Source organism: Hydrogenophaga sp. L310 (assembly GCF_055703065.1).
The window spans coordinates 224,822-246,766 of record NZ_JBVPZA010000003.1 but is presented as its reverse complement, the minus strand read 5'-3'; the positions used below and the strand labels follow the sequence as shown (position 1 = coordinate 246,766).

At 66.6% G+C, this 21,945-nt stretch carries 21 protein-coding genes and 1 pseudogene; 9 read left to right on the top strand and 13 right to left on the bottom strand.

Features of this window, described 5'->3' with window-relative positions; all coding sequences use genetic code 11:
* Positions 1-64 precede the first annotated feature (64 nt).
* The 7 genes and pseudogenes from AC0GNO_RS07835 to AC0GNO_RS07805 all read right to left on the bottom strand — a co-directional run bounded on the left by AC0GNO_RS07835 (position 65) and on the right by AC0GNO_RS07805 (position 5,835).
* Entirely contained in the window at positions 65-946 is an 882-nt protein-coding gene (locus tag AC0GNO_RS07835) for a cytochrome c oxidase subunit 3 (RefSeq protein WP_472887582.1), read from the bottom strand.
* A gap of 70 nt (positions 947-1,016) precedes the next feature.
* On the bottom strand, positions 1,017-1,226 hold the full coding sequence (locus AC0GNO_RS07830) for a DUF2970 domain-containing protein (RefSeq protein ID WP_472887583.1): 210 nt from the start codon (positions 1,224-1,226) through the stop codon (positions 1,017-1,019).
* Positions 1,223-1,831 (bottom strand): cytochrome c oxidase assembly protein, encoded by a 609-nt coding sequence (locus AC0GNO_RS07825; RefSeq protein ID WP_472903598.1) that lies wholly within the window; start codon positions 1,829-1,831, stop codon positions 1,223-1,225. Before AC0GNO_RS07825 ends, AC0GNO_RS07830 begins: the two co-directional genes overlap by 4 nt.
* A gap of 34 nt (positions 1,832-1,865) precedes the next feature.
* Positions 1,866-1,976, bottom strand: coding sequence for a cytochrome oxidase small assembly protein (locus AC0GNO_RS07820; RefSeq protein WP_304828105.1), 111 nt, complete (start codon positions 1,974-1,976; stop codon positions 1,866-1,868).
* A gap of 29 nt (positions 1,977-2,005) precedes the next feature.
* The gene (gene ctaD, locus AC0GNO_RS07815; RefSeq protein WP_472903597.1) at positions 2,006-3,631 is read right to left on the bottom strand and encodes a cytochrome c oxidase subunit I; all 1,626 of its coding nucleotides are present in this window, start codon (positions 3,629-3,631) and stop codon (positions 2,006-2,008) included.
* A gap of 49 nt (positions 3,632-3,680) precedes the next feature.
* Positions 3,681-4,481, bottom strand: a pseudogene (coxB, locus tag AC0GNO_RS07810) (cytochrome c oxidase subunit II); the annotation flags it as partial.
* A 475-nt stretch (positions 4,482-4,956) separates the two neighbouring features.
* Positions 4,957-5,835, bottom strand: coding sequence for a methyltransferase domain-containing protein (locus AC0GNO_RS07805; RefSeq protein WP_472887586.1), 879 nt, complete (start codon positions 5,833-5,835; stop codon positions 4,957-4,959).
* 88 nt (positions 5,836-5,923) lie between these two features.
* Between AC0GNO_RS07805 and AC0GNO_RS07800 the strand changes: the two genes are divergently transcribed.
* The 3 genes from AC0GNO_RS07800 to AC0GNO_RS07790 all read left to right on the top strand — a co-directional run bounded on the left by AC0GNO_RS07800 (position 5,924) and on the right by AC0GNO_RS07790 (position 7,777).
* A complete protein-coding gene (locus tag AC0GNO_RS07800) occupies positions 5,924-6,661 on the top strand; it encodes a ComF family protein (RefSeq protein ID WP_472887587.1) in 738 nt (245 codons plus the stop codon).
* 173 nt (positions 6,662-6,834) lie between these two features.
* Positions 6,835-7,308, top strand: coding sequence for a tRNA (uridine(34)/cytosine(34)/5-carboxymethylaminomethyluridine(34)-2'-O)-methyltransferase TrmL (gene trmL / locus AC0GNO_RS07795; RefSeq protein WP_472903596.1), 474 nt, complete (start codon positions 6,835-6,837; stop codon positions 7,306-7,308).
* 73 nt (positions 7,309-7,381) lie between these two features.
* Positions 7,382-7,777 (top strand): hypothetical protein, encoded by a 396-nt coding sequence (locus AC0GNO_RS07790; protein ID WP_472903595.1) that lies wholly within the window; start codon positions 7,382-7,384, stop codon positions 7,775-7,777.
* An 18-nt stretch (positions 7,778-7,795) separates the two neighbouring features.
* Here AC0GNO_RS07790 and AC0GNO_RS07785 read toward each other — a convergent pair whose 3' ends face one another.
* The 3 genes from AC0GNO_RS07785 to AC0GNO_RS07775 all read right to left on the bottom strand — a co-directional run bounded on the left by AC0GNO_RS07785 (position 7,796) and on the right by AC0GNO_RS07775 (position 9,736).
* Entirely contained in the window at positions 7,796-8,251 is a 456-nt protein-coding gene (locus AC0GNO_RS07785) for a MaoC family dehydratase (RefSeq protein ID WP_472887590.1), read from the bottom strand.
* A 70-nt stretch (positions 8,252-8,321) separates the two neighbouring features.
* The gene (locus AC0GNO_RS07780) at positions 8,322-8,939 is read right to left on the bottom strand and encodes a nucleotide-binding protein (RefSeq protein WP_472887591.1); all 618 of its coding nucleotides are present in this window, start codon (positions 8,937-8,939) and stop codon (positions 8,322-8,324) included.
* 47 nt (positions 8,940-8,986) lie between these two features.
* Positions 8,987-9,736, bottom strand: coding sequence for a sulfite exporter TauE/SafE family protein (locus AC0GNO_RS07775; RefSeq protein WP_472903594.1), 750 nt, complete (start codon positions 9,734-9,736; stop codon positions 8,987-8,989).
* Positions 9,737-9,753: 17 nt separating this feature from the next.
* On the opposite strand from AC0GNO_RS07775, the gene AC0GNO_RS07770 reads away from it, so the two are divergent.
* On the top strand, positions 9,754-10,392 hold the full coding sequence (locus tag AC0GNO_RS07770; RefSeq protein WP_472903593.1) for a trimeric intracellular cation channel family protein: 639 nt from the start codon (positions 9,754-9,756) through the stop codon (positions 10,390-10,392).
* A 12-nt stretch (positions 10,393-10,404) separates the two neighbouring features.
* Here the strand turns inward: AC0GNO_RS07770 and AC0GNO_RS07765 are convergent, their stop codons facing one another.
* Positions 10,405-11,085: a flavin reductase family protein gene (locus AC0GNO_RS07765; RefSeq protein ID WP_472903592.1), complete on the bottom strand. Its 681-nt coding sequence runs from the start codon at positions 11,083-11,085 to the stop codon at positions 10,405-10,407.
* Positions 11,086-11,100: 15 nt separating this feature from the next.
* The gene (gene pcaF, locus AC0GNO_RS07760; RefSeq protein ID WP_472903591.1) at positions 11,101-12,303 is read right to left on the bottom strand and encodes a 3-oxoadipyl-CoA thiolase; all 1,203 of its coding nucleotides are present in this window, start codon (positions 12,301-12,303) and stop codon (positions 11,101-11,103) included.
* 41 nt (positions 12,304-12,344) lie between these two features.
* On the opposite strand from pcaF, the gene AC0GNO_RS07755 reads away from it, so the two are divergent.
* Positions 12,345-12,782 (top strand): DUF1841 family protein, encoded by a 438-nt coding sequence (locus tag AC0GNO_RS07755; protein ID WP_472903590.1) that lies wholly within the window; start codon positions 12,345-12,347, stop codon positions 12,780-12,782.
* 48 nt (positions 12,783-12,830) lie between these two features.
* Here AC0GNO_RS07755 and AC0GNO_RS07750 read toward each other — a convergent pair whose 3' ends face one another.
* Positions 12,831-13,499 (bottom strand): c-type cytochrome, encoded by a 669-nt coding sequence (locus AC0GNO_RS07750; protein WP_472903589.1) that lies wholly within the window; start codon positions 13,497-13,499, stop codon positions 12,831-12,833.
* A gap of 165 nt (positions 13,500-13,664) precedes the next feature.
* On the opposite strand from AC0GNO_RS07750, the gene AC0GNO_RS07745 reads away from it, so the two are divergent.
* The 4 genes from AC0GNO_RS07745 to AC0GNO_RS07730 all read left to right on the top strand — a co-directional run bounded on the left by AC0GNO_RS07745 (position 13,665) and on the right by AC0GNO_RS07730 (position 21,923).
* Entirely contained in the window at positions 13,665-14,507 is an 843-nt protein-coding gene (locus AC0GNO_RS07745) for an AAA family ATPase (protein WP_472887597.1), read from the top strand.
* A gap of 115 nt (positions 14,508-14,622) precedes the next feature.
* On the top strand, positions 14,623-15,810 hold the full coding sequence (locus AC0GNO_RS07740) for a vWA domain-containing protein (RefSeq protein ID WP_472887598.1): 1,188 nt from the start codon (positions 14,623-14,625) through the stop codon (positions 15,808-15,810).
* Between the two features lie 6 nt (positions 15,811-15,816).
* On the top strand, positions 15,817-17,793 hold the full coding sequence (locus AC0GNO_RS07735; RefSeq protein ID WP_472887599.1) for an autotransporter assembly complex protein TamA: 1,977 nt from the start codon (positions 15,817-15,819) through the stop codon (positions 17,791-17,793).
* Between the two features lie 5 nt (positions 17,794-17,798).
* A complete protein-coding gene (locus tag AC0GNO_RS07730; protein WP_472903588.1) occupies positions 17,799-21,923 on the top strand; it encodes a translocation/assembly module TamB domain-containing protein in 4,125 nt (1,374 codons plus the stop codon).
* The last annotated feature ends 22 nt before the right edge of the window (positions 21,924-21,945 follow it).

Below are 21,945 nucleotides of genomic sequence, written 5' to 3'. Positions count from 1 at the left end.
AAAAAGCGCCTGCGGGCGCTTTTTTCTGGCCTCTGCGGAGCGTGATCACACCCCGCGCCCGGACTCACATCCAGTAAACGAGGATGTACAGACCCAGCCAGACCACGTCCACAAAGTGCCAGTACCAGGCAGCGCCTTCGAAACCGAAGTGGCGCTCGGCGGTGAAATGGCCCTTCTGCAGGCGCAGCGTGATGAACAGCAGCATCAGCATGCCCACGAACACGTGGAACCCGTGGAAGCCGGTGAGCAGGAAGAAGGTCGAACCGAAGATGCCGGAAGACAGCTTCAGGTTCAGGTCGCTGTAGGCGTGCGCGTATTCGTATCCCTGAACAAACAGGAAAACGATGCCGAGCAGGACCGTCATCCACATGAAGGCGATGGTCTTGCCCCGGTTCCCGACCTGCAGCGCGTGGTGGGCGATGGTCAGCGTCACGCCCGAGCTCAACAGCAGCGCGGTGTTGATGGTCGGCAGCCAGAACGGGCCCATGGTCTGGAACGGCTCGACGATGCCGGCTGGCGATGCCGTGGCACCGGCTTGCAGGCTCGGCCACACCGACGTGAAGTCGGGCCAGATCAGTGCGTTCTCGATGTTGCCCAGCGCCGGCACCGAATGGGTGCGCGCCCACCACAGCGCGGTGAAGAAGGCGCCGAAGAACATCACCTCCGAGAAGATGAACCAGCTCATGCTCCAGCGGAAGGACAGGTCGATCTTGCGCCCGTACATGCCGCTCTCGCTCTCACCGATGGCCTCCCCAAACCACTGGAACAGCACCACGAACCAGAACGCCAGGCCAAAGGCCAGCGAATACATGCCCCACTCGGCGCCGTTGATCCACTGACCCGCGCCCAGAATGACGAAAAACAGGCCAATGGCCGCCATCACCGGGTGGCGGGATGGCCCGGGGACGAAGTAATAAGGCGTTGTGCCGTGTGCTGCTGCTGACATGCTCTCTCCTAATTGCTGAACGCTTGTATGAATAGCTGGAAGAATGAAAAGTGTGTTCGGGAACCGGGGCTCAGGGCACCACCCAGTTCACCAACAGAATCAGGCCGGCGACAAAAAGCAGCGCCATCACCACGCCCACCACCAGGATGTGGATGGGGTTGAGCTTGGCAATGTCGCTCTGGTAGTCGGCATTGCGGCGCACACCCAGAAAACCCCAGAGCACAGCTTTCACCGTGGCGCCGATCGAGCCCTTGCGCCGGTGCACGGGAACCTGGGTCATACCGGATCCGCCGGTTGGGCGACGGGCAGCGTGTGCACCGCCACGTCCTGGGGCGCCGCCGGTACCTTGCCACCCACCTCGAAGAAGGTGTAGGACAGCGTGATGGTGGTGACGTCCCTGGGCAGGCGCGGATCGATCACGAAGGCCACCGGCCATTCCTTCTTTTCACCCGCTTTCAACGTGTACTGGGTGAAACAGAAACACTCCAGCTTGTTGAAATGGGCGGCCGACTGCTTGGGCGCGTAACTCGGAATGGCCTGCGCGGCCATGGTGCGGTCCTGGATGTTCTGGAACTCGTAGACCACGGTGGTGAGCTCGCCCGGGTGCACCTGCAGCGAACGCACCGCCGGCTTGAAATGCCAGGGCCCGCGGGTGTTGACGTCGAACTCGACCGTGATGCTGCGCGAGCGGTCCACCTGGGTGTTGGCCGGCAGCACGGCGCGCTGGCCGGGCACGTCGCGCTCGGCCAGTGCCAGCACATTGATGCCGGTCATTTCACAGATGGCGTTGTAGATCGGCACCAGCGCGTAGCCGAAGCCGAACATGCCCAGCGTGATCACGGCGAGCTTGCCCACCATCTTGAAGTTTTCGCGACGCAGTCCCATGGGGTGTTCCGAAGTGACGGGTGTCGGGCGGCGATCAGCCGCCGAACAACACCAGTTTGCCCACGAAGCCGAGGAAAAACACCAGCGCCACCGATCCCAGGATCAGGCCCAGGCGCAGGTTGTTCTTTTTTTGGTCAGGCGTCATTGTCATTATTTCCAACGCTGGCAAAGGCTTCAGCCAACGATGCGGGTGGCGCTGGCGTTCAGCTTGGGGGGATTCTCGAAAGTGTGGAACGGGGCCGGCGACGGCACTTCCCACTCCAGACCCTCGGCGCCTTCCCAGGGCTTCTGCGGGGCCTTGGCGCCCTTGCCACGCATGGCGGGCAGCGCAACGGCGAGGAAGAAATAGACCTGGGCGATGCCAAAGGCGAAACCACCCACCGAGGCGATGGCGTTGAAGTCGGCGAACTGCATCGGGTAGTCGGCGTAGCGGCGCGGCATGCCGGCCAGACCCAGGAAGTGCATCGGGAAGAAGGTGATGTTGAAGGAGATCATCGACCACCAGAAGTGGATCTGGCCGCGGGTTTCGCTGTACATCACGCCGGTCCACTTGGGCAGCCAGTAGTAGATGCCGGCGAACATGGCGAACAGCGAACCGGCCACCAGCACGTAGTGGAAGTGGGCCACCACGTAATAGGTGTCCTGCATCTGGATGTCGATCGGGGCGACCGACAGGATCAGACCGGTGAAGCCACCGATAGTGAACACGAAGATGAAGCCGACAGCCCACATCATCGGGGTCTCGAAGGTCATCGAGCCCTTCCACATGGTCGCGATCCAGTTGAAGATCTTCACGCCCGTGGGCACGGCGATCAGCATGGTCGAGTACATGAAGAACAGCTGGCCCGTCACCGGCATGCCGGTGGTGAACATGTGGTGTGCCCACACGACGAAGGACAGGATGGCGATGGAGCCGGTGGCGTACACCATGGAGGCATAGCCAAACAGCTTCTTGCGCGCGAAGGCAGGCACCACCTGGCTCACGATGCCGAAGGCCGGCAGGATCATGATGTAGACCTCGGGGTGGCCGAAGAACCAGAAGATGTGCTGGTACATCACCGGGTCACCGCCGCCAGCGGGGTTGAAGAAGCTGGTTCCGAAGTGGCGGTCGGTCAGCGTCATGGTGATGGCGCCGGCCAGCACAGGCATCACGGCGATCAGCAGGTAGGCGGTGATGAGCCAGGTCCAGCAGAACATGGGCATCTTCATCAGCGTCATGCCAGGGGCGCGCATGTTCAGGATGGTGACGATGATGTTGATCGAACCCATGATGGACGAAGCGCCCAGGATGTGCATGGCAAAAATGCCGGCGTCCATCGAGGGACCCATCTGAAGCGTCAGTGGTGCGTAGAGCGTCCAGCCGGCAGCGGGGGCGCCACCAGGCATGAAGAACGAGGCCACCAGCATGATGGCGGCCGGAATCATCAGCCAGAAGCTGAAGTTGTTCATGCGCGCAAAGGCCATGTCACCGGCACCGATCTGCAGCGGGATCATCCAGTTCGCGAAGCCCACGAAGGCCGGCATGATGGCGCCGAACACCATGATCAGGCCGTGCATGGTGGTGAGCTGGTTGAACAGGCCGGGGTTGACCAGCTGCAGGCCGGGCTGGAACAGCTCGGCGCGGATCAGCAGGGCCAGCACGCCGCCCACCATGAGCATGGTGAAGGCGAACAGCAGGTACAGCGTGCCGATGTCCTTGTGGTTGGTGGCGTACACCCAGCGACGCCAGCCCGTGGGAGCGTGGTGATCGTGGTCGTGGTCGTGGCCATGCGCGTCGTGATGGTCGAGAACTGCACTCATCGTTGATTCCTTGGATACTTTGAATTCTTCAGCTCACGGTTCACTTCGCAGCGACCAGGGCCTTCTGTTGCTCGGTGACCCAGGCGGTGTACGCCTCGGTGCTCAGCACCTTGACGTGGATCGGCATGTAGGCATGTTCCTTGCCGCACAGCTCGGCGCACTGGCCATAAAAGTCACCGGTCTTTTCAGCGCGGAACCAGGTGTCGCGCACGAAGCCGGGGATCGCATCCTGCTTGATGCCGAAGGCCGGCACCATGAAAGAATGGATCACATCGTTGGCGGTGGTGATGATGCGGATCTTCTTGCCCACGGGCACCACGAGCGGGTTGTCCACCTTGAGCAGGTAGTCGTCCGTCGGGGGCGGATTGCCCGAGTTGGACATTTCGCGGTGGGTGCTGTCCAGCGTGGACAGGAAAGCGATGCCTTCGCCTTCACCCTTGATGTAGTCGTAGCCCCACTTCCACTGCATGCCCGTGGCCTTGATGGTCAGGTCGCTGTTGGTGGTGTCTTTCTGGGCAACCAGCACCTTGGTCGCGGGCAGCGCCATGCCGATCACGATCAGCAGCGGAACGATGGTCCAGCCCAGTTCCACCCAGATCGGTTCGGCCAGTTCCTGCGATTTGTGGCCCACCGACTTGCGGTGCTTGATGATCGAATAGAACATCACGCCGAACACGACCACGAAGATGACGGCACAGATGGCCATCATGAACCAGTGCAGCCAGTGCTGCTCTTCGGCGATCCTGGTGACCGGCGGTGCAAAGTTGAGCTGGTTGACCGCCGGGCCACCCGGCAGGTCATTGACCGCATGAGCCGCTTCCGTCACCCAGACGGCCGAGCCCAAGGCCATGGTCGTGGCCACCGATCGGAACCGGGACAGTCCGTTGCCGGGGAGATTTCCTGCTTGATTGGTCGTTCTCACTTTTTCCGCCTCAAATATAAGTATTGATTTATATCAATGCCAATTAGAACAAATTCCGTGCACCGCCCCACTCAGGGAATACCCAAACGCGCGACCCACACCCGTCAACCTTTTCTCAACGCTCAACGCCCGGGCGATTTCCCGGGTCAGTGTGTGCCGTCGGCAGACACGGTTGCCCAGCGGGAGGTGTGGTGGAAGGGCTCATCCCTGCCTCGTCGGACCGTGCCCTGCTCGGTCCGCAGACCGGATCAGCCATGCGGGGGAAACGTCGCGAGAGGTTTGATTTATGTCAATTGTAGCGGCGAGACAGCCCGGTTTTTCTGACGCTGCGGCCAAATTCGGGCCAACCGGACCTGGCTTTCCGACCCTTGCAACGCCCCGGCAGGTGATCCGGGAAAACCACTCAGCCCCTGCCGGCACGCAGCATGGCGCGCATGTCCTCGACCGAAACCGACTGGGCGGGACCCAGCGGCACACGGGGAGCGGGCTTGAAGGCGTGGCCGTAAATCACCTCGAAGGTGAGCAAGAGCCGCCCATCGTCGGATCGTGGCAGACCGTCTTCGATGGCCCGGCACAGATGGGCGTGCCAGGCGCGGGAACGCAAACCCGGAAAACGCCCGGCGCTGAGATTGCGCCCGAGTTCGCGCAGGTCGCGCAGCAGGGGCGCTGCGCCGCTGTACGACAGGTTGATGCGCTCCATGTCCATGACCGGCTCGGCAAACCCGCTGTGCACCAGCATGTCGCCCCAGTCGTGCATGTCGGTGAACGCATGCGCCGGATCGGGCCAGCCCGCTCGCGCGTACACCGCCCGCAGCTCGCGCAGCGTGTCCGGGCCGAGACAGGAAAACATCAGAAAACCATCGGTCTGGATGCGGCTGTGCCAGCGTTTCAGGATGTCCAGCGGCTGGGGTTCGTGGTGCAGGGCCATGTTGGCCCAGAGCATCGCCACGCGCGTGTCGTCGGTCGCGGCCTGCGGGTTGAAGGCACGGCGCCAGTGAGCCGGATTCCAGGCGTGTCGGGCCGGCTCCTGCGTGGCCTGCAAGGCCCGCTGAAGATGTCGCGATTCGACATGACACACCGCCTGCGGCAACTGTTCGCGCAAGCGCCGATGCGCCATCAGGCCGCCGTCCACCGGTTCCCAGTGCAGCCAGCTCGCTGGCGGGTCGCGAAACCATTTCAGACGCTCCGCCATGCGCGTGGCCACCTCTTCGTGCAGCCACGGGCTCTGGGTCCGCGACTGGCCGAGCCAGCGCAAAGCCGCGCGCGGATCAAGTCCAGGCACGGCAGAAACGGTTTCAGATGCGGTTTTCAAGGGTCGTCGGGTTTGCTCTGGCACGCGGTTGCGGCGTCGGCGCCAGTATATTGGCCCCATGTCCGGCACACACACTCTGCACCAGCTCATGCAGCGCCTGCCCGGCACGTGTCAGGTCTGCGGGCGCTGGCCTTCGATGCCGGTGTGCACGACCTGTGAAACACGCCACGCACCACCGGTAGCCCGCTGCCCGACCTGTGCCCGGCGCCTGCCGCCAGGGTCCGCCCACTGCGGCGCGTGCCTGACGCAAAGCGAGGGTGGCGGCCCGACATGTCTCCACGCCCTCGTGGCCGCGGTGGACTACGCCTACCCGTGGGACGGGTTGATCGCCCGTTTCAAGTTCCGGGGCGAGCCCGGCTGGGCCGGTCCGCTGGCCGCCCTCATGTTGCGTCAGCCGGGGGGGCGCGAGTTGCTGGACACGTGCGATGTGATGGTGCCTGTCCCGGTCACGGCGTCCCGGCTGGCCGAGCGGGGCTACAACCAGTCGTGGGAACTGATCAAGGCCTTGCGCCGGCAGGCGGTCGATATCCGGGCGTTCGCGCTGGCCGATGCGCTGGTGCGCATCGGCAACGCGCCCGACCAGCACCCGCTGCCCCGTGAACAGCGACTGCGCAACCTGCAGGGCAGCTTTGTCACCCATCCTCAACATGTCGCGCGCCTGCGGAAGACCCATGTGCTCCTGGTGGACGATGTCAGCACCACCGGGACCACGCTCAACGCCGCCGCGCAGGCCCTGCTGCAGGCGGGCGCGGGGCGGGTCAGCGCCCTGGTTCTGGCCCGCACGAGCGCCCACTGAATTTCACTCGCTTCTGATCAAAAGCAAAGCAGGTTGCGATGAAAAACAAGGAGCGAAGCGATGCCCCGAGAGCACACAGAATTGCGCTTATCATCGCTGGAAAGCAGGGAGCACACTAGGTCAGGCCAACGGCCCGACTCGTCGCGCGCGCCACAGCACCTTGACCTGCATCCATGTTCCACATCGTTCTTGTTGCGCCCGAAATTCCACCCAACACGGGGAATGTCATCCGGCTCAGCGCCAACACGGGTTGCACACTGCACCTGATCGAGCCCCTGGGCTTTTCGATGGACGACAAGCAGATGCGGCGAGCGGGCCTGGACTACCACGAGTACGCCCAGGTCCGTCGCCACGCCGACTGGACCCGATTTCTCGAATCCGAACAACCCGATCCGCAGCGCCTGTTTGCCTGCACCACCCGCAGCAGCCGCAGCGTGTACGACAACCGCTTCCAGCCCGGCGACTGGCTGGTGTTCGGCTCGGAAACGCAGGGCCTGCCCGAAGCTGTGCGATCGCTGTTCCCCGACAGCCAGCGCCTGCGCCTGCCCATGGTCGAGGGCCAGCGCAGCCTGAACCTGTCCAACGCGGTGGCGGTGGTTGTTTACGAAGCCTGGCGCCAGCAGGACTTCGGGACCATACATCTGTGAAAACAGTCACTGTTGCACTGGGGAGCTACCCCCACACATCGGCTCAGGTCGCCGACACAATGTTGAACTTTCTTTGCCCGCGTCGAGCGAGACCCGCCGCCGCACAACTTACCCCTGCGCCCCATCAGGTCGCCCGGAGGCCCGCGTGATTCCAACCATTGCCAAGATCATCAAGGGGACGCTCAGTCCGCGCTCGAACGCGCGCAAGACGCCCACCCTGAAGGATCTTCAAGTCATTCGCAACGCCCTGCTTCATTGCGTGGAGGACTGCGACAGCGCGCCTGCGCAACGGCTGCGCCACAAAATTGCCCACACCCAGACAGCGAAAGAGCTGTGGATGCTGCGCAACGATGCCTACCAGCTGATTTCCCAACAACACAACCAGACCGCAGCGGCCAATCGCATCAACGACCTGATGTCGACCTTTGAAGGCTGGCTCGAACCCAGCCAGCTGGTGCGCATCAAATAACGGGACCGGGTGCGCGGCTCACGGATAGCGGCGCACCAGCGACTCGGCCACACACACCGGTTTGTCGGCGCCCTCGCGCTCGACCGCCACCGACCACAGCATCTGCAGCCCGTCGCGCTCGATCGGTTCGGCACTGAGCAGGGTCAGCCGCCCGCGCAACCGGCTGCCCACCGGCACCGGGGCCGTGAAACGCACCTTGTTGAGCCCGTAGTTCACGCCCACGCCGGCGCGCCGGATTTCGAACGACGAATCGAAAAACACCGGCAGCAGCGACAGTGTGAGAAAACCGTGCGCAATGGGTGCGCCAAACGGACCGGCGCGCGCGCGCTCCACATCGACATGGATCCACTGGTGATCCCCGGTGGCTTCGGCGAACCGGTTGACCTGCTCCTGGGTGATGGTGACCCAGTCGCTCACGGCCACTTCCTGCCCCACGCACGCGGCCAGATCGGCCAAGGTTTCAAAGGTTTTCATGGGGTCCGACTCTAGCCGGCAAGCAACACCCGAGGTGTCGGACCCGCGACAAGCTGCGCCTCCGCTGGTATCAGCGGTCCAGCCAGTCGCAGATGCCCTGCCACTGCTGCAGGTCCTTCTCGACCCGGCTCGGCGCAACATCAAACACGGTGAGACCCCGTGCGGCGAGGTGGATGTAGTTCTGCGTGTCGCGCAGATAACCCAGCACCGGCAGGCCGAGGCTGTCCACGAACTCGTGCAGCTTGTCGGCGGCGATGGTGCGCGCATCGACGCGCATGCCGACGATACCGATGTCGAGCTGGTCGGCGTGGCGCGTCTCGGCCAGCTCGTCGAGAAACGCACGGGTCGCGTAGATGTCAAAAATGCTGGGCTGCAAGGGAACCAGCACCTTGTCGGCCAGCTTGAGCACGTCCTTGAAACGCCAGCCGTGCAGGCCGGCCGGGGTGTCGAGCACCACGTGCGAGGTGTCGCGAGGCGGGCGGGCGATCAGGTCGTGCGAGATGTTCCAGGTGGTGATGGGGCGGGCCGTCTCCGGCCGCAGCCGCAGCCAGAGTGCAGAAGACTGCTGCCGGTCCGCATCGCCCAGCATGACGCCGTGCCCCTGGCTGGCGAAATAACCGGCCACGTTGGTGGACAGCGTGGACTTGCCCACGCCCCCCTTGGGATTCGCAACCACCACGACCGGCATATCCAGCTCCTCGTTGTCTGAAACTGGGCCTATGTTATCGCCACCCTTCAGCGCCAGGCGTCCCACACCAGCTTGATGCCGGTGAGGAACATGCCGGTGTAGACCAGACGGTAGAACAGCAGCGGCTTGATGCGGTGCGCGATGCGCACCCCCACCCAGACCCCGATCGGCGCAAACGGCAGCAGCGCCAGCGAGGTCAGCATGTTGCGCACGTCGAGCAGGCCGAGCCAGGCGTAAGGGATCCACTTCGAGATGTTGACGAAGAAAAAGAAGAAGGCCATGGTGCCGGTGAACAGCACCGGCGAGAGCCGCAGCGGGATCACATAGGCGTTGATCGGCGGGCCGCCGGCGTGGGCGATGAAGCTGGTGAAGCCCGATGTCGCCGTCAGGATGGCGCCCACCCATTTCGGCGGCGGCGGGCTGTCGGCCCTGGGCGGAAACAGCAGGCGTTGCGCGAGAAACAGCAGAGTGAAGCCGCCCACGATGCCGGCCACCACTTTGGCGTCCAGTGCCTTGAACAGCAGCGCGCCGATCACGATGCCGATCAGGCCAAAGGGCAGCAGGAAACGCAGCAGCTGCCGGTCCACGTTCTTTCGAAACGCCGCCATGCCCAGCAGGTCCATCACCAGCAGCACCGGCATCAGGATCGCGGCGGCCTGCGGCACCGTGACCGCCAGCGCCATCATGGGCACGGCGAGTGAACCGAAGCCGGCACCAAAACCGCTCTTGCTCACCCCCAGCAGCAGCACAGCGGGAATCGACACAGCGTAGAAGTACGGGTCGGTGATCAGGGGCATGGGGCGACAATCGGGCGATGCAAAACGTTCAATTCTGGGGTGAGACCCTGCGTCTGCTGGTGGAGCTGGCGGGCACGGCGGCTTTCGCGCTCGCCGGGATCATGGAGGGCGCGCGCAAGCGGCTCGATGCGGTCGGCGTGTGCGTGGTCGGTTTCCTCACCGCCTTCGGCGGCGGCACGCTGCGCGACCTGCTGCTGGACCAGCGGCCGTTCTTCTGGGTGCGCCATGTGGAGATCTTGTGGGGGGTGCTGGCCCTGTGCGTGCTGGCCATGCTGTTCTTGCGGGTGCGCCATTTTGCCTTGACCGAAAAGGCCATCCAGTGGCCCGACGCGCTGGGCCTGGGCCTGTTCGCCGCCACCGGCGTTCACCAGGCGCTGCTGCTGGAACTGCCCGCGCTGGTGGCCGTGCTCATGGGCCTGATCACCGGCGTGTTCGGTGGCGTGCTGCGCGACGTGGTGTGCAATGAGATCCCGACCGCGTTCCACGACCACCGCCCCTACGCGGTGTGCGCCTTCGTGGGCGGCTGGGTGTATGTGGGCCTGTGGCAGATGGACGCGCCCGGCTGGCTGGCGCTGGTCGCCTGCGTGGCCGTCACGGCCGGGCTGCGGGCGCTGGCGCTGTGGCGCAACTGGCAGCTGCCGGCCTGGCGCACCTGAGCGTGCCACCGATCAGGGTTCCCGCGCAGCACCCGCCTTGTCGGGCGACCCCTCCAGCCCGGCCAGCAAGGCCCGGCTGTTGCCCGGGATCACCATCTGGAACTGGTTGTCCACGAAGGTGTAGTCGAAGTAACCCATGCGCGCCAGCGGCTGGATCTTCAGCACATCCACCAGCCCCTCGGGCGTGATCACCTCATCGGCGATGTGCACCGCCACGACGCGCCCGAACACCACGTCGGCCGTGCCCATGGGCGGCACGCCGGGAAAGCGCAAGGTGTTGAGGTAGACGCACTCGAACTGGATCGGCGAGCCCGCCACGCGCGCCGGCCTGACCTTGCGCGAGGGCAGCTTGGTGAGCCCCGCACGCTCGAATTCGTCCACACCGTGCGGCAGTTCCTCGGCGCTGATGTTGACCGCATCGCGCAACGCGTAGGTGGCCATGTTCCAGACAAACTCACCGGTTTCTTCCGCGTTGCGCACCGAGTCCTTGCGTTGCCCGCCGGTGTCCTGGTTGGCCGAGAACATCACGATTGGCGGGTTGAAGGTCACGTTCTGGAACTGGCTGTAGGGCGCCAGGTTGTGGCGCCCCTGACCGTCCATGGTGGAGATCCAGCCGATCGGCCGGGGCACCACGCAGGACTTGAAGGGATCGTGCGGCAGGCCGTGGGCGGTGACACCGGGCTCGTAGTACATGTCGGCTCCCGGTGGTCAGACGCGCTCGATGATCAAGGCAATGCCCTGCCCGACACCAATGCACATGGTGCACAGCGCGTAGCGCCCGCCGGTGGCGTGCAGCCGGTTCACCGCCGTGGTGGCCAGGCGCGCACCGCTGGCGCCCAGCGGATGGCCCAGCGCGATGGCGCCGCCCCAGGCGTTGACGCGCGCGTCGTCATCGTTCAGGCCCAGGGTGCGCAGCACGGCCAGGCCTTGCGCGGCAAAGGCTTCGTTGAGTTCGATCACGTCGAGCTGGTCCAGCGTCAGGCCGGTGAGCGCCAGCACCTTCTGCGTGGCCGGTGCCGGGCCGATGCCCATGATGCGCGGGGCCACGCCCGCCGTCGCCATGCCCACGATGCGGGCCCTGGGCGTCAGGCCATTCTTGGCAGCGGTGGCTTCGTCGGCCAGCAGCAGCGCGCAGGCGCCGTCGTTCACGCCGCTGGCGTTGCCGGCCGTCACGCTGCCGTCCGGGCGCACCACGCCCTTGAGCCTGGCCAGCGTTTCCAGGCTGGTCTCGCGTGGGTGTTCGTCGGTGTCCACGACGATGGCGTCGCCCTTCTTCTGCGGGATGCTCACCGGACAGATTTCGCGCGCCAGATGACCGGCCTGGATGGCGGCGACAGCTTTCATCTGGCTTGAGAGCGCCATGCGGTCCTGCGCTTCGCGCTCGATCTTGAATTCCGTGGCCACGTTTTCGGCCGTCTCGGGCATGGAGTCCACACCGTACTGGGCTTTCATCAGCTTGTTGACGAAGCGCCAGCCGATGGTGGTGTCGTACACGGCGTTGGCGCGACTGAAGGCACTCTCGGCTTTGGGCATGACGAAGGGGGCGCGACTCATGCTCTCCACACCGCCCGCGATCACCAGGCCGGCTTCACCGGCCTTGATGGCCCGGGCTGCAGTGCCCACCGCGTCCAGGCCCGAGCCGCACAGGCGGTTGATGGTGGCGCCAGGCACTTCCAGCGGCAGGCCGGCGAGCAGGCTGCTCATGTGGGCGACGTTGCGGTTGTCTTCCCCGGCCTGATTGGCGCAGCCAAAGAGCACGTCGGTGATCGCGGCCCAGTCCACGTTCGGGTTGCGCGCCATCAGGGCTCTGAGGGGAATGGCGCCGAGGTCGTCGGTGCGCACCGAGCTGAGGGCGCCGCCGTAGCGGCCGAAGGGGGTGCGGATCGCATCGCAGATGAAGGCTTGGTTCATGGCTTGTCTCCTGTTTTCAAAACATGCAGGATAATGCATCCATGTTCAGTCCGTCACAAGCCGATGTGCGGCGATTTTTCTGTTCGGTCCATGCCAAGCGCCTGGGCGAACAACCCATGGAAGCCATCGAGACCCTGGCCGGCCAGTGGATCGCCGAACACCCCGAATACCACGCCGAGCTTTCCGACGTGGACGCGGCGCTCGCCCGCCTTGGCGAAGCGGGCAGCGGCGCCAGCGAGAACCCTTTCCTGCACCTGTCGATGCACCTGTCGATCAGCGAACAGTGCAGCATCGACCAGCCACCTGGCATCCGCCAGGCGGTGGAACTGCTGGCCGCGCGACGCGGCGATCTGCACGCCGCGCACCACGAGGTGATGGAATGCCTGGGCACCATGCTCTGGGAAAGCCAGCGCGCCGGCCGACCGCCCGACGGCCAGGCCTACATCGACCAGGTGCGCCGCCGGGCGACGCAGGACTGACACAAAAAAGCCGCTCAACGAGCGGCTTTTTCATGAACGGTGCAACGATCAGCGGAAGCGCGACTGCGGCACCACCGACAGCTCGCCGTCGAGCGAAGCCAGGTACTTGGCGATCTGGCGCATTTCGGCCGGGGTGTACTGCTTGGCCATGCCGGCCATGATGGGGTTGGCGCGACCGACCACGCTGTTGCCCTCGACCGTGTAGGCCTTGAGGGCCACGAACAGGTAGTCGGCGTGCTGGCCACCAATCTTGGGGTAGCTCGGATCGATCGGCTTGCTGAAGTTGGCGCCGTGGCAGGAAGCGCAGGCACCCTTTTCGATCAGCGCCAGCGTGACTTCGTTGGCCGCCTTCGGGGTTTCGGTGGCGGTTTTTGACGCGTGCGATGCGTAGAAAGCGCCCAGATCGGCCATGTCCTGCTCGCTCAGCGAAGCGGCGATGCCGCGCATGGACGGGTGCTTGCGTTCACCCTTCTTGTAAGCGGTCAGGGCCGCCACGATGTATTTGTCCGACTGGCCCGAAATCTTGGGGACTTTGTGGATTTCGGGAAAACTGTTCTGGTAGCCCGGGATGCCATGGCAACCGATGCACATGTCGGCCTTCTTCTGACCGGCGTCCGCGTTGCCGGTGAGGCCCTGCGCCTGGGCGGTCAGCGCGACCGCGGAGAACGTCGCAGCGGCGACAAGTGAACGGGCGATCATGGGCAACAGTTGGTTCATTTTGCAAGCACAATGAGGTGGATGATTGATAAAAATCAATGCTCGATTATATAGACTCGATCATCACCAGCCACTTATTGATTACCCTGATCCCCTGCGCTGCGGTCAGTGGACCGCGGCCCGCCCACCCAGCGTTTTCCCTTCCCAACCCCCCCCGTCCACGTCATGAAATTCCAAGGCTCCCAGAATTACGTCGCCACCCAGGACCTGATGCTGGCCGTCAACGCCGCCATCACCCTGAAGCGCCCGCTGCTCGTCAAGGGCGAACCCGGCACCGGCAAGACCATGCTGGCCGAGGAGGTGGCCGAAGCGCTGAAGCTGCCGCTGCTGCAGTGGCACATCAAGAGCACCACCAAGGCGCAGCAGGGGCTGTACGAATACGACGCGGTGAGCCGCCTGCGCGATTCGCAGCTGGGGGACGAGAAGGTCAAGGACATCCACAACTACATCGTCAAGGGCGTGCTCTGGCAGGCCTTCACGGCCGACCAGCCGGTGGCGCTGCTGATCGACGAAATCGACAAGGCCGACATCGAGTTCCCCAACGACCTGCTGCGCGAACTCGACCGCATGGAGTTCTACTGCTACGAGACGCGCGAACTGGTCAAGGCCAAACACCGCCCGCTGGTGTTCATCACCTCCAACAACGAAAAGGAACTGCCCGACGCCTTCCTGCGCCGCTGCTTCTTCCACTACATCAAATTCCCCGACGCCGAAACCATGAAGCGCATCGTGGACGTGCACTTCCCCGACCTCAAGCAAGACCTGCTGACCGCGGCGATGAAAACGTTCTACGACGTGCGCAACCTGCCCGGCCTGAAAAAGAAGCCCAGCACCAGCGAGCTGCTGGACTGGCTCAAGCTGCTGCTGGCCGAAGACATCCCGCTCGAAGCGCTGCAAAGCGCCGACAGCAAGGTCAGCATCCCGCCGCTGGTGGGCGCCTTGCTCAAGAACGAACAGGACACCACGCTGTTCGAAAAGCTGGTGTTCATGAACCAGCGGAATCGATGAGCCCCCACGCTCCGCCGTTTCACGGGTCGCTGCCCCCCGAGGGGGCTGCCCCGCCTTGGGGCGGCCCGGCGGCGGGGCGCTGGTGGCGCGTTCACTCGACGTCTGGAGATCTGCCATGCTGATCGACTTCTTCTACACCCTGCGTGCAGCCAAGCTGCCGGTCTCGGTCAAGGAATTCCTCACCCTGCTCGAAGCGCTGCAGGCCGACGTGGTGGGGCCGACGAATCCGGACGCCTGCACCATGGACGATTTCTACTTCCTCAGCCGCACGGCGCTGGTGAAGGACGAGAAGCACTTCGACAAGTTCGACCGCGCCTTCGCCGCCTACTTCAAGGGCGTGGAGATGATCGCCGATTTCACCAAGCCGATCCCGGCCGACTGGCTGCGCCAGGAGCTGGAGCGCATCCTCTCGGCCGAGCAGATCGCCAACGCGCCCAAGATGGACTGGGACGAGCTGATGGAGACGCTGAAGAAGCGGCTCGAAGAGCAGAAGGAACGCCACGAAGGCGGCAGCAAGTGGATCGGTACCGGCGGCACCTCGCCGTTTGGCCACGGTGGCAAGAACCCGCAGGGCATCCGCATCGGTGGCAAGGGCGGCAACAAGACGGCCGTCAAGGTGTGGGAACAGCGCGCCTACCGCGACTACGACGACACGCAGGAGCTCGGCACGCGCAACATCAAGGTCGCGCTGCGCCGCCTGCGCAAGTTCGCGCGCGAAGGCAACGACCTCGAACTCGACCTGCCCGACACCATCCGCGCCACCGCGGCCAACGCCGGCTGGCTGGATATCAAGATGATCCCGGAGCGGCACAACAACGTGAAGGTACTGCTGCTGATGGACGTGGGCGGCACCATGGACGAACACATCCAGCGCGTCGAGGAACTGTTCTCGGCGGTCAAGAGCGAGTTCAAGCACCTGGAGTTCTATTACTTCCACAACTGCGTCTACGACTTCGTCTGGAAGAACAACCGCCGCCGCTACGCCGAGAAGTTCCCGACCTGGGACATCATGCGCAAGTACAACAAGGACTACAAACTCATCTTCGTGGGCGACGCGACCATGAGTCCTTACGAAATACTGCAACCCGGCGGCAGCGTGGAATACAACAACGAGGAAGCGGGCGCCGAGTGGCTGCAGCGCCTGACGCACACGTTTCCCAAATTCGCCTGGATCAACCCGGAACCTCAAGGGGTGTGGCAGTATCGACAGAGCATCAGCGTGATCCAGCAACTGATGGGCCAGCGCATGTACCCGCTGACCCTCAAGGGGCTGGAGGACACGATGAGGATGCTCTCGAAATAGCCCCGCATGAACCTCCCCCTTCTGCGCCGTGTGGCTTCCACACGGCTTTTTTGTCTGCTTTTGCTGCTGCCGCTCGGGGCCGCGGCGCAGACGCTGGCCACGCCCGGACCTGACACCGCTGGCACAGCCGTCACTCCGCAGGATGATGCCGACGGCGCCGCAACAGGCCCGGCGCGCTTCGGCATCGAGCTGGAAGCCCCGGCAAACCTTCAACCCTTCCTGTTGCGCCACGTCGACCTCCAGCGTTTTCGCAGCCTGCAGGACCTGGACGGCAACGAACTCGACCGCCTGCTGATTGCCGCCCCTGAGAACCTGCGCAACCTGCTGGGCACGCAGGGCCACTTTTCGCCGGTGATCAGCGTCCGCCGCGAGCCCGCCACGCCTGGCGACGCGCAAGCGCCCGCGCTGGGCACAGTACGCATCCGCGTCGAACCGGGCCCGATGACGTCGGTCGCGTCGTCCAGCGTCTATTTCCGGGGCGACATCGCGACCGCCGAAGCGGCGGCGGCCCAGCGCGAAACCATCCAGCGCAGCGGCCAGCAGGCGGTGGGCCGCAGTTTCACGCAATCCGGCTGGGGCCAGGTGAAGGCCGACACCCTGCGCCAGCTCACCAGCGAGCGCTACCCGCGCGGCCGCATCGTCAACAGCCTGAGCGACATCGACACCACGGCGAACGCCGCCCACTGGCACATCGAGCTCGACTCCGGGCCGTCGGTGCAGGTGGGTGCTGTGCGGGTGGAAGGCGCCGAGCGCTACGGCACGGCCACCGTGGAGCGGCTGGTGGGTCTGGCCGGCCTGCGGCCCGGTGCCGACTACAGCCTCTCCCGGCTGCAGGACGCCCAGCAGAAAATCACCGACAGCGGCTTCTACACGTCGGTCTTCGCCTACGTCGAACTGGAGCCCGAGGGCGCTGATCGGGACAGTGCGGCGCCGGTGGTGGTGCAGGTGAAAGAAGCCCAGCTGCAGAGCATCGTGCTCGGCGTGGGCGGCAGCACCAACAACGGCCCTCGCCTCTCGGCGGAACACAAGCACCTGCGCGTGCCCGGCATTGGCTGGCAGGCGCTGAGCAAGCTGCAGCTCGAACGCAACGACCAGCAGCTCTCGTCCGACTGGAGCGCGCCGATCGAAGACGACGGCTGGCACTGGCTCGCCGGTGGGCGCCTGGCGCGCCAGATCGACGATGAAACCACCCTCTCCAGCCTGCGGCTCAGCGCGGGCAAGGCGCAGGCCAGCGCCCTGCTCGACCGCCGCTATTTCCTGCAGTTCGACCGCGCGCGCACCGTCAACACCGCGTCGGCGCAGGCCTCATCCGATGGCAATGAGGCCGCCATCTCGGCCAACTACGGCTGGACCTGGCGCCGCTTCGACACCCTGCCCTACCCCAACCGGGGCTACGGCCTGGGCCTCACGCTCGGTGTCGGCATGACGCTGGGCAGCGTGCGCCGGCCCTTCGTCAGCACCCAGGCGCGCTGGCTCGGCTACTGGCCGCTGGATCCCGTGACCGAGGTCCTCGACGAATGGCTCACGACCGGCAACACGCCGGGCAACGCTGCGTCCAGCAGCCGCCTCGGCCGGCTGGCCTTGCGCCTGCAGGGCGGCGCGGTGCAGGCGAACCGCGACGCGCCCATCCCCGACACCCTGCTCTTCCTCACCGGCGGCGACACCACGGTGCGTGGCTACGGCCTGCGCGACATCGGCGTGGTGCAACCCGACGGTAGCGTCACGGCCGGACGCTACCTGGGCGTGGCCAGCCTGGAGTGGCAGCGCCCGATCTGGCGCAACGGCCTGCGCACGGCGTGGGAAAGCGTGCTGTTCGTGGACGCGGGCACGGTGACCAACCAGACCTCGCAAGTGGACACCCGGGTGGGCGTGGGCGCGGGCCTGCGCTACAACAGCCCGGTGGGGCCGCTGCAGCTGGACCTGGCCTACGGCGTGGACGCGAAACGCTTGCGCGTTCACCTCAACGTCGGCTTCAGCTTCTGACACCCATGAACGAAGCGCACAACCCGCCCCCACCGCCCGACACCCCGGCGCGCGGGCCGCGTCCGCCGGGGCGGCGCCTGGGTTGGCTGGCCCTGTGGCTGCCCGGCGCGCTGATCGCCCTGCTGCTTGCTGGCGGTGTGGCGTTATGGCTCTGGGCCGCCACGCCGGGCTCGCTGGCGCAGGCGCTGGGCTGGGCCGACCGCTGGATGCAGGGGCGCACCGACACCCTGGGCCAGCTGCACACCGAGGGCGTCGAAGGCAGCCTGCGCGGCGGCGGGCGCATCGCCGCGCTGCGCTGGACACGGGGCGCGCTCAGCGTGCAGGCCGAGGGCGTGCAGCTGGACTGGAACGAAGCGCTGTGGACCGGCGCCCTGCTCGGCCGCGGTGCGCACCCGAAGGCGCTGACCATCCGCACGCTGCGTGTGGACGATCAACGAGCACCCACGCCGACCGAACCGCTGCAGGCGCTCACGCTGCCCTTGCCGCTGAGCCTGGCGTTCAGCGTGGACCACTTTGAACTCATGGGCAAGACAACGCTCAAGCTCGACGGCATCCGCGGGCACTACCGTTACGGCGCCCTGAGCGATGCGGGGGACGCGCCCGCGCTGCCCGACACCCCGGGCCTGAGCACCGCCCACCGCCTGCGCCTGGACACGCTGCAGCTCGCCGACGGCCACTACCGCGCGCAGCTCAGCCTCGGCGGCGAAGCCCCGATGCCGCTGGCGCTGGACCTGCAGGGCGACATCCGCACCACCGTGCCCGACGGTGCCGGCCTGAGCCTGGCCGCCGAAGCCCGGGCACGCGGCACGCTCGCCGGCGCACAAGCCGCGCTGGACCTGAGCGCCAACGCCCAGGGCGCGCCCGGCACCACCGGCCCTGAAACCACGCTCGCGCTCACCGCCCGCGTCATGCCCTGGGCCGCCCAGCCGCTGGTGAGCGCCGACCTGAACACCCAGGCCCTGAACCTCGCCGCGCTCTGGCCCACCGCGCCCGCCACAGCCCTGAGCGGCCGGCTGCAGGCCCGGCCCGAGGGCGACGGCTGGCGCGCGCAGCTCGCCCTCGACAACACGCTCATCGGCCCCGCCGACCAGAACGGCCTGCCGCTGCAAAGCCTGAAGGCACACATCCAGCAGCTCGGCAAGCGCTGGACCGTCTCTGGCCTGGAAGCGCGCCTGGGCGGTGGTGAACTGAAAGGCCAGGGCGCGTTCAACCTCGACACGGCGGGCGCCACCACCACCGTGAGCCAGTGGCAGGGCGAACTGTCGGCCCTGGGCATCCGCCCCGCCCTGCTCTGGAGCCCGCTGGCCCCGGGTGCGCTGGACGGCCAGTTCAGCGCCCAGGCCGCACCCGACGCCAGCGCGCCCAACGCGCTGGATCTGAGTGCCCGCGTCCTGCCTTCGGCCCGCCAGCCGGCCGGCGCCCAGCTCGGCGGCCTGCGCCTGAGCGAGGTGCGCGTCAAAGGGCAATGGCGACCGGACGCCGCCTCGCCCGTGCACGGGGTGCTCGAACTCATTGATGCGCGCGTGCGCATGGCCGACGCCCAGCTGGATGCCAGCGGCCAACTCGATACCACGCGCTGGGCCTACGACGGCCAACTGAGCCTGCAGCTGCCCGGTGCCCGGCTTGAAGCGAAGGGCCAGGCCGCCTACGCGCAGGGCCAGGGCGAAACCCGCCTGCAGCTGGACAGCGCAGCCCGCGTGCTGGCCTGGATGCGCAGCCTGCAGAACCTGCCTTTTGTGGGCGAATCCGTGCGCGCGGCGCTGGACGGCCAGGACGCGCTGCGTGCCGAGGGCAGCGGCAGCGCCCGTCTGGGCTGGGTGGGGGGTCTGGGTGCGCTGGGCTGGCCGGTGCCGCCGGGTGAGACCCGACCGGAAGGTGGCGTTGCAGCGCCCCGGCTGCAAGCCTCGGTGACCGTGCCACGCCTGAGCCTGCAGACCGGCCAAGCCGCGGCCACCGTGTTCAGCGGTGTGTCGCTCCGGGCCGAAGGTCCGATGAACGCCCTGCAACTCAGCGCCCAGGGCAGCGCCAGTGCCGCACCCTGGCAGGCCACGCTGGCCGCCGCCGGCAACAGCACCCTGACGCCCGGCGCTGGCCGGCTGGACTTGAGCCGCCTGTCGCTGAGCCTGGCGGAAAACCAGCCGGGCGACACCACCGTCCCCACCAGCTGGACGCTGCAAAACGCCCAGCCGCTCCAGCTGCGCTGGCAAAACACACCGGCGACCGGTCTGGCCGTGGACGCCGGCACGGGCGAGCTGCAGCTGCGGCCCCAGCCCGGCACGGCACCGGCCCTGGACACGCCGATCACCCTCAGCTGGCAGCGCCTGGTCTGGCGGGCGCAGGCGCTGGAGACCCAGGGTCGCCTGCAAGGCCTGTCCCTGGCCTGGATCGATGCGCTGACGGCGCTGGGCCAGCCGCCCGGCCGCGGGCCGATCGCGGCGAACAACCTGAGCGGCGACCTGGTGTTCGACGGCGACTGGGACCTGCGCGTGCCCGCCGACACGGCCTCGCCGTTGACGCTGTCGGCCACGCTCCAGCGCCGCGGTGGCGACCTGCGCTGGCAGGACAACGGCAGCGTGGCGTCCGCCACGTCAGGCGCCACTGCGCCCGGCAGCCCGGTGACGGCCGGCGTGAAAGACGCACGCATCAGCCTGCGGGTACAAGACCGCGAGGTGCAGGCGCTCGTGCGCTGGGACACCGAACGCCTGGGCCAGGCCCGCGCCGACGCGTCGTCCCGGCTCAACCCGGGCGGCGCCAACACCAACGCCAGCCTGCTCGACCGCTGGTGGCCCTCCAGCACGCCGATCAGCGGCACGGCGCAGGTGCGGCTGCCGCAGGTGGGCGTGTGGTCCTTGCTGGCGCCGCCGGGCTGGCGCATGAGCGGCACGCTCACGGCCGACGCCACCCTGGGCGGCACGCGCGGCGCGCCCGCGTGGCGCGGCAACCTGCAGGGCGATCAACTGGCGCTGCGCTCACTGGTGGACGGCTTCGCCTTCAGCAACGGGCAGCTGCGCGCCACCCTCGTGGGCGACCGCATCAGCGTGGACCGCTTCAGCCTGCAAGGCCCGGGCGGCGCCGCCGTCGGCGGCACGCTCGAAGCCAGTGGCCAGGCCGAATGGCGCGCCGTGCCCGGCAGCCTGCTGCGTCAGCCTTTCATCGAGCTGCAGGCCACGGCGCAGCGCTTGCGCGTGTCCAACCGGGCCGACCGCCGCCTCACGCTCTCGGGCAACGTCAGCGCGAAACTCGCCGGCCGGGAGCTGCAGTTGCGCGGGCAGCTCAAGGCCGATTCGGCGCTGTTCATCCTGCCCGATGAAAGGGCCCCCAGCCTGGACGCCGACGTGGTCGTGCGCACCACACGCACCCTGCCCACCGAGGCCAGCGACGCGCAGCGCGTGTTGCCCGACGTCTCCATCAGCCTCGACCTGGGCCCGCAGTTCGAGGTGCGCGGCCAGGGCATCCAGACCCGGCTTGAAGGCCAGCTCACCGTGCTGGCCACGCCCACCCTGCCCACACCGCGCGTGTTCGGCGAGGTGCGCACCGCCAGCGGTACCTACCGCGCCTACGGCCAGCAACTGAACATCGAATCCGGCGTGATGCGCTTCAACGGCCCCTACGACGACCCGGCACTGGACATCCGCGCCATGCGCAAGCTGCCGGAAAACACGGAACAGCGCGTGGGCGTGCTGATCACCGGCAACGCGCAGGGGCCGCGCGTGGGCCTGTTCGCTGCGCCCGACCTGCCCGATGGCGACAAGCTGGCCTGGCTGGTGCTCGGCCGCCCGGCTTCATCGGCCGGCGCGCAGGCCTTCGTGCTGCAGCAGGCCGCGCGCCAGCTGCTCACCCGTGGCGGCGAACCCCTCGACAGCGCGCTGGCCAAGACCCTGGGACTGGACGAGATCGGCTTCTCCAGCACCGGCACCCGCACCAACGCCGACGGCACCACCACCACCGACGCCGCCCTCACCCTGGGCAAGCGCCTCTCCAGCGACCTCTATCTGAGCTACGAACAGAGCGTGACCGGTGCGATGAGCACCGTGTCCATCCTGTACGACCTCTCGAAACGCCTGACCTTGCGCGCCCGCGCCGGCACCGAGCACGCCATCGACCTGATCTTCACGCACAGGTACGACTGAGCCCACCCCCATCGCTGGCTCG

Coding starts and splice junctions, on each gene's coding strand:
- AC0GNO_RS07835 (WP_472887582.1), bottom strand. CDS start 946: ATGTCAGCAGCAGCACACGGCACAACGCCTTATTACTTCGTCCCCGGG.
- AC0GNO_RS07830 (WP_472887583.1), bottom strand. CDS start 1,226: ATGACCCAGGTTCCCGTGCACCGGCGCAAGGGCTCGATCGGCGCCACG.
- AC0GNO_RS07825 (WP_472903598.1), bottom strand. CDS start 1,831: ATGGGACTGCGTCGCGAAAACTTCAAGATGGTGGGCAAGCTCGCCGTG.
- AC0GNO_RS07820 (WP_304828105.1), bottom strand. CDS start 1,976: ATGACGCCTGACCAAAAAAAGAACAACCTGCGCCTGGGCCTGATCCTG.
- ctaD (WP_472903597.1), bottom strand. CDS start 3,631: ATGAGTGCAGTTCTCGACCATCACGACGCGCATGGCCACGACCACGAC.
- AC0GNO_RS07800 (WP_472887587.1), top strand. CDS start 5,924: ATGTCCGGCACACACACTCTGCACCAGCTCATGCAGCGCCTGCCCGGC.
- trmL (WP_472903596.1), top strand. CDS start 6,835: ATGTTCCACATCGTTCTTGTTGCGCCCGAAATTCCACCCAACACGGGG.
- AC0GNO_RS07785 (WP_472887590.1), bottom strand. CDS start 8,251: ATGAAAACCTTTGAAACCTTGGCCGATCTGGCCGCGTGCGTGGGGCAG.
- AC0GNO_RS07780 (WP_472887591.1), bottom strand. CDS start 8,939: ATGCCGGTCGTGGTGGTTGCGAATCCCAAGGGGGGCGTGGGCAAGTCC.
- AC0GNO_RS07775 (WP_472903594.1), bottom strand. CDS start 9,736: ATGCCCCTGATCACCGACCCGTACTTCTACGCTGTGTCGATTCCCGCT.
- AC0GNO_RS07770 (WP_472903593.1), top strand. CDS start 9,754: ATGCAAAACGTTCAATTCTGGGGTGAGACCCTGCGTCTGCTGGTGGAG.
- AC0GNO_RS07765 (WP_472903592.1), bottom strand. CDS start 11,085: ATGTACTACGAGCCCGGTGTCACCGCCCACGGCCTGCCGCACGATCCC.
- pcaF (WP_472903591.1), bottom strand. CDS start 12,303: ATGAACCAAGCCTTCATCTGCGATGCGATCCGCACCCCCTTCGGCCGC.
- AC0GNO_RS07755 (WP_472903590.1), top strand. CDS start 12,345: ATGTTCAGTCCGTCACAAGCCGATGTGCGGCGATTTTTCTGTTCGGTC.
- AC0GNO_RS07750 (WP_472903589.1), bottom strand. CDS start 13,499: ATGAACCAACTGTTGCCCATGATCGCCCGTTCACTTGTCGCCGCTGCG.
- AC0GNO_RS07745 (WP_472887597.1), top strand. CDS start 13,665: ATGAAATTCCAAGGCTCCCAGAATTACGTCGCCACCCAGGACCTGATG.
- AC0GNO_RS07740 (WP_472887598.1), top strand. CDS start 14,623: ATGCTGATCGACTTCTTCTACACCCTGCGTGCAGCCAAGCTGCCGGTC.
- AC0GNO_RS07735 (WP_472887599.1), top strand. CDS start 15,817: ATGAACCTCCCCCTTCTGCGCCGTGTGGCTTCCACACGGCTTTTTTGT.
- AC0GNO_RS07730 (WP_472903588.1), top strand. CDS start 17,799: ATGAACGAAGCGCACAACCCGCCCCCACCGCCCGACACCCCGGCGCGC.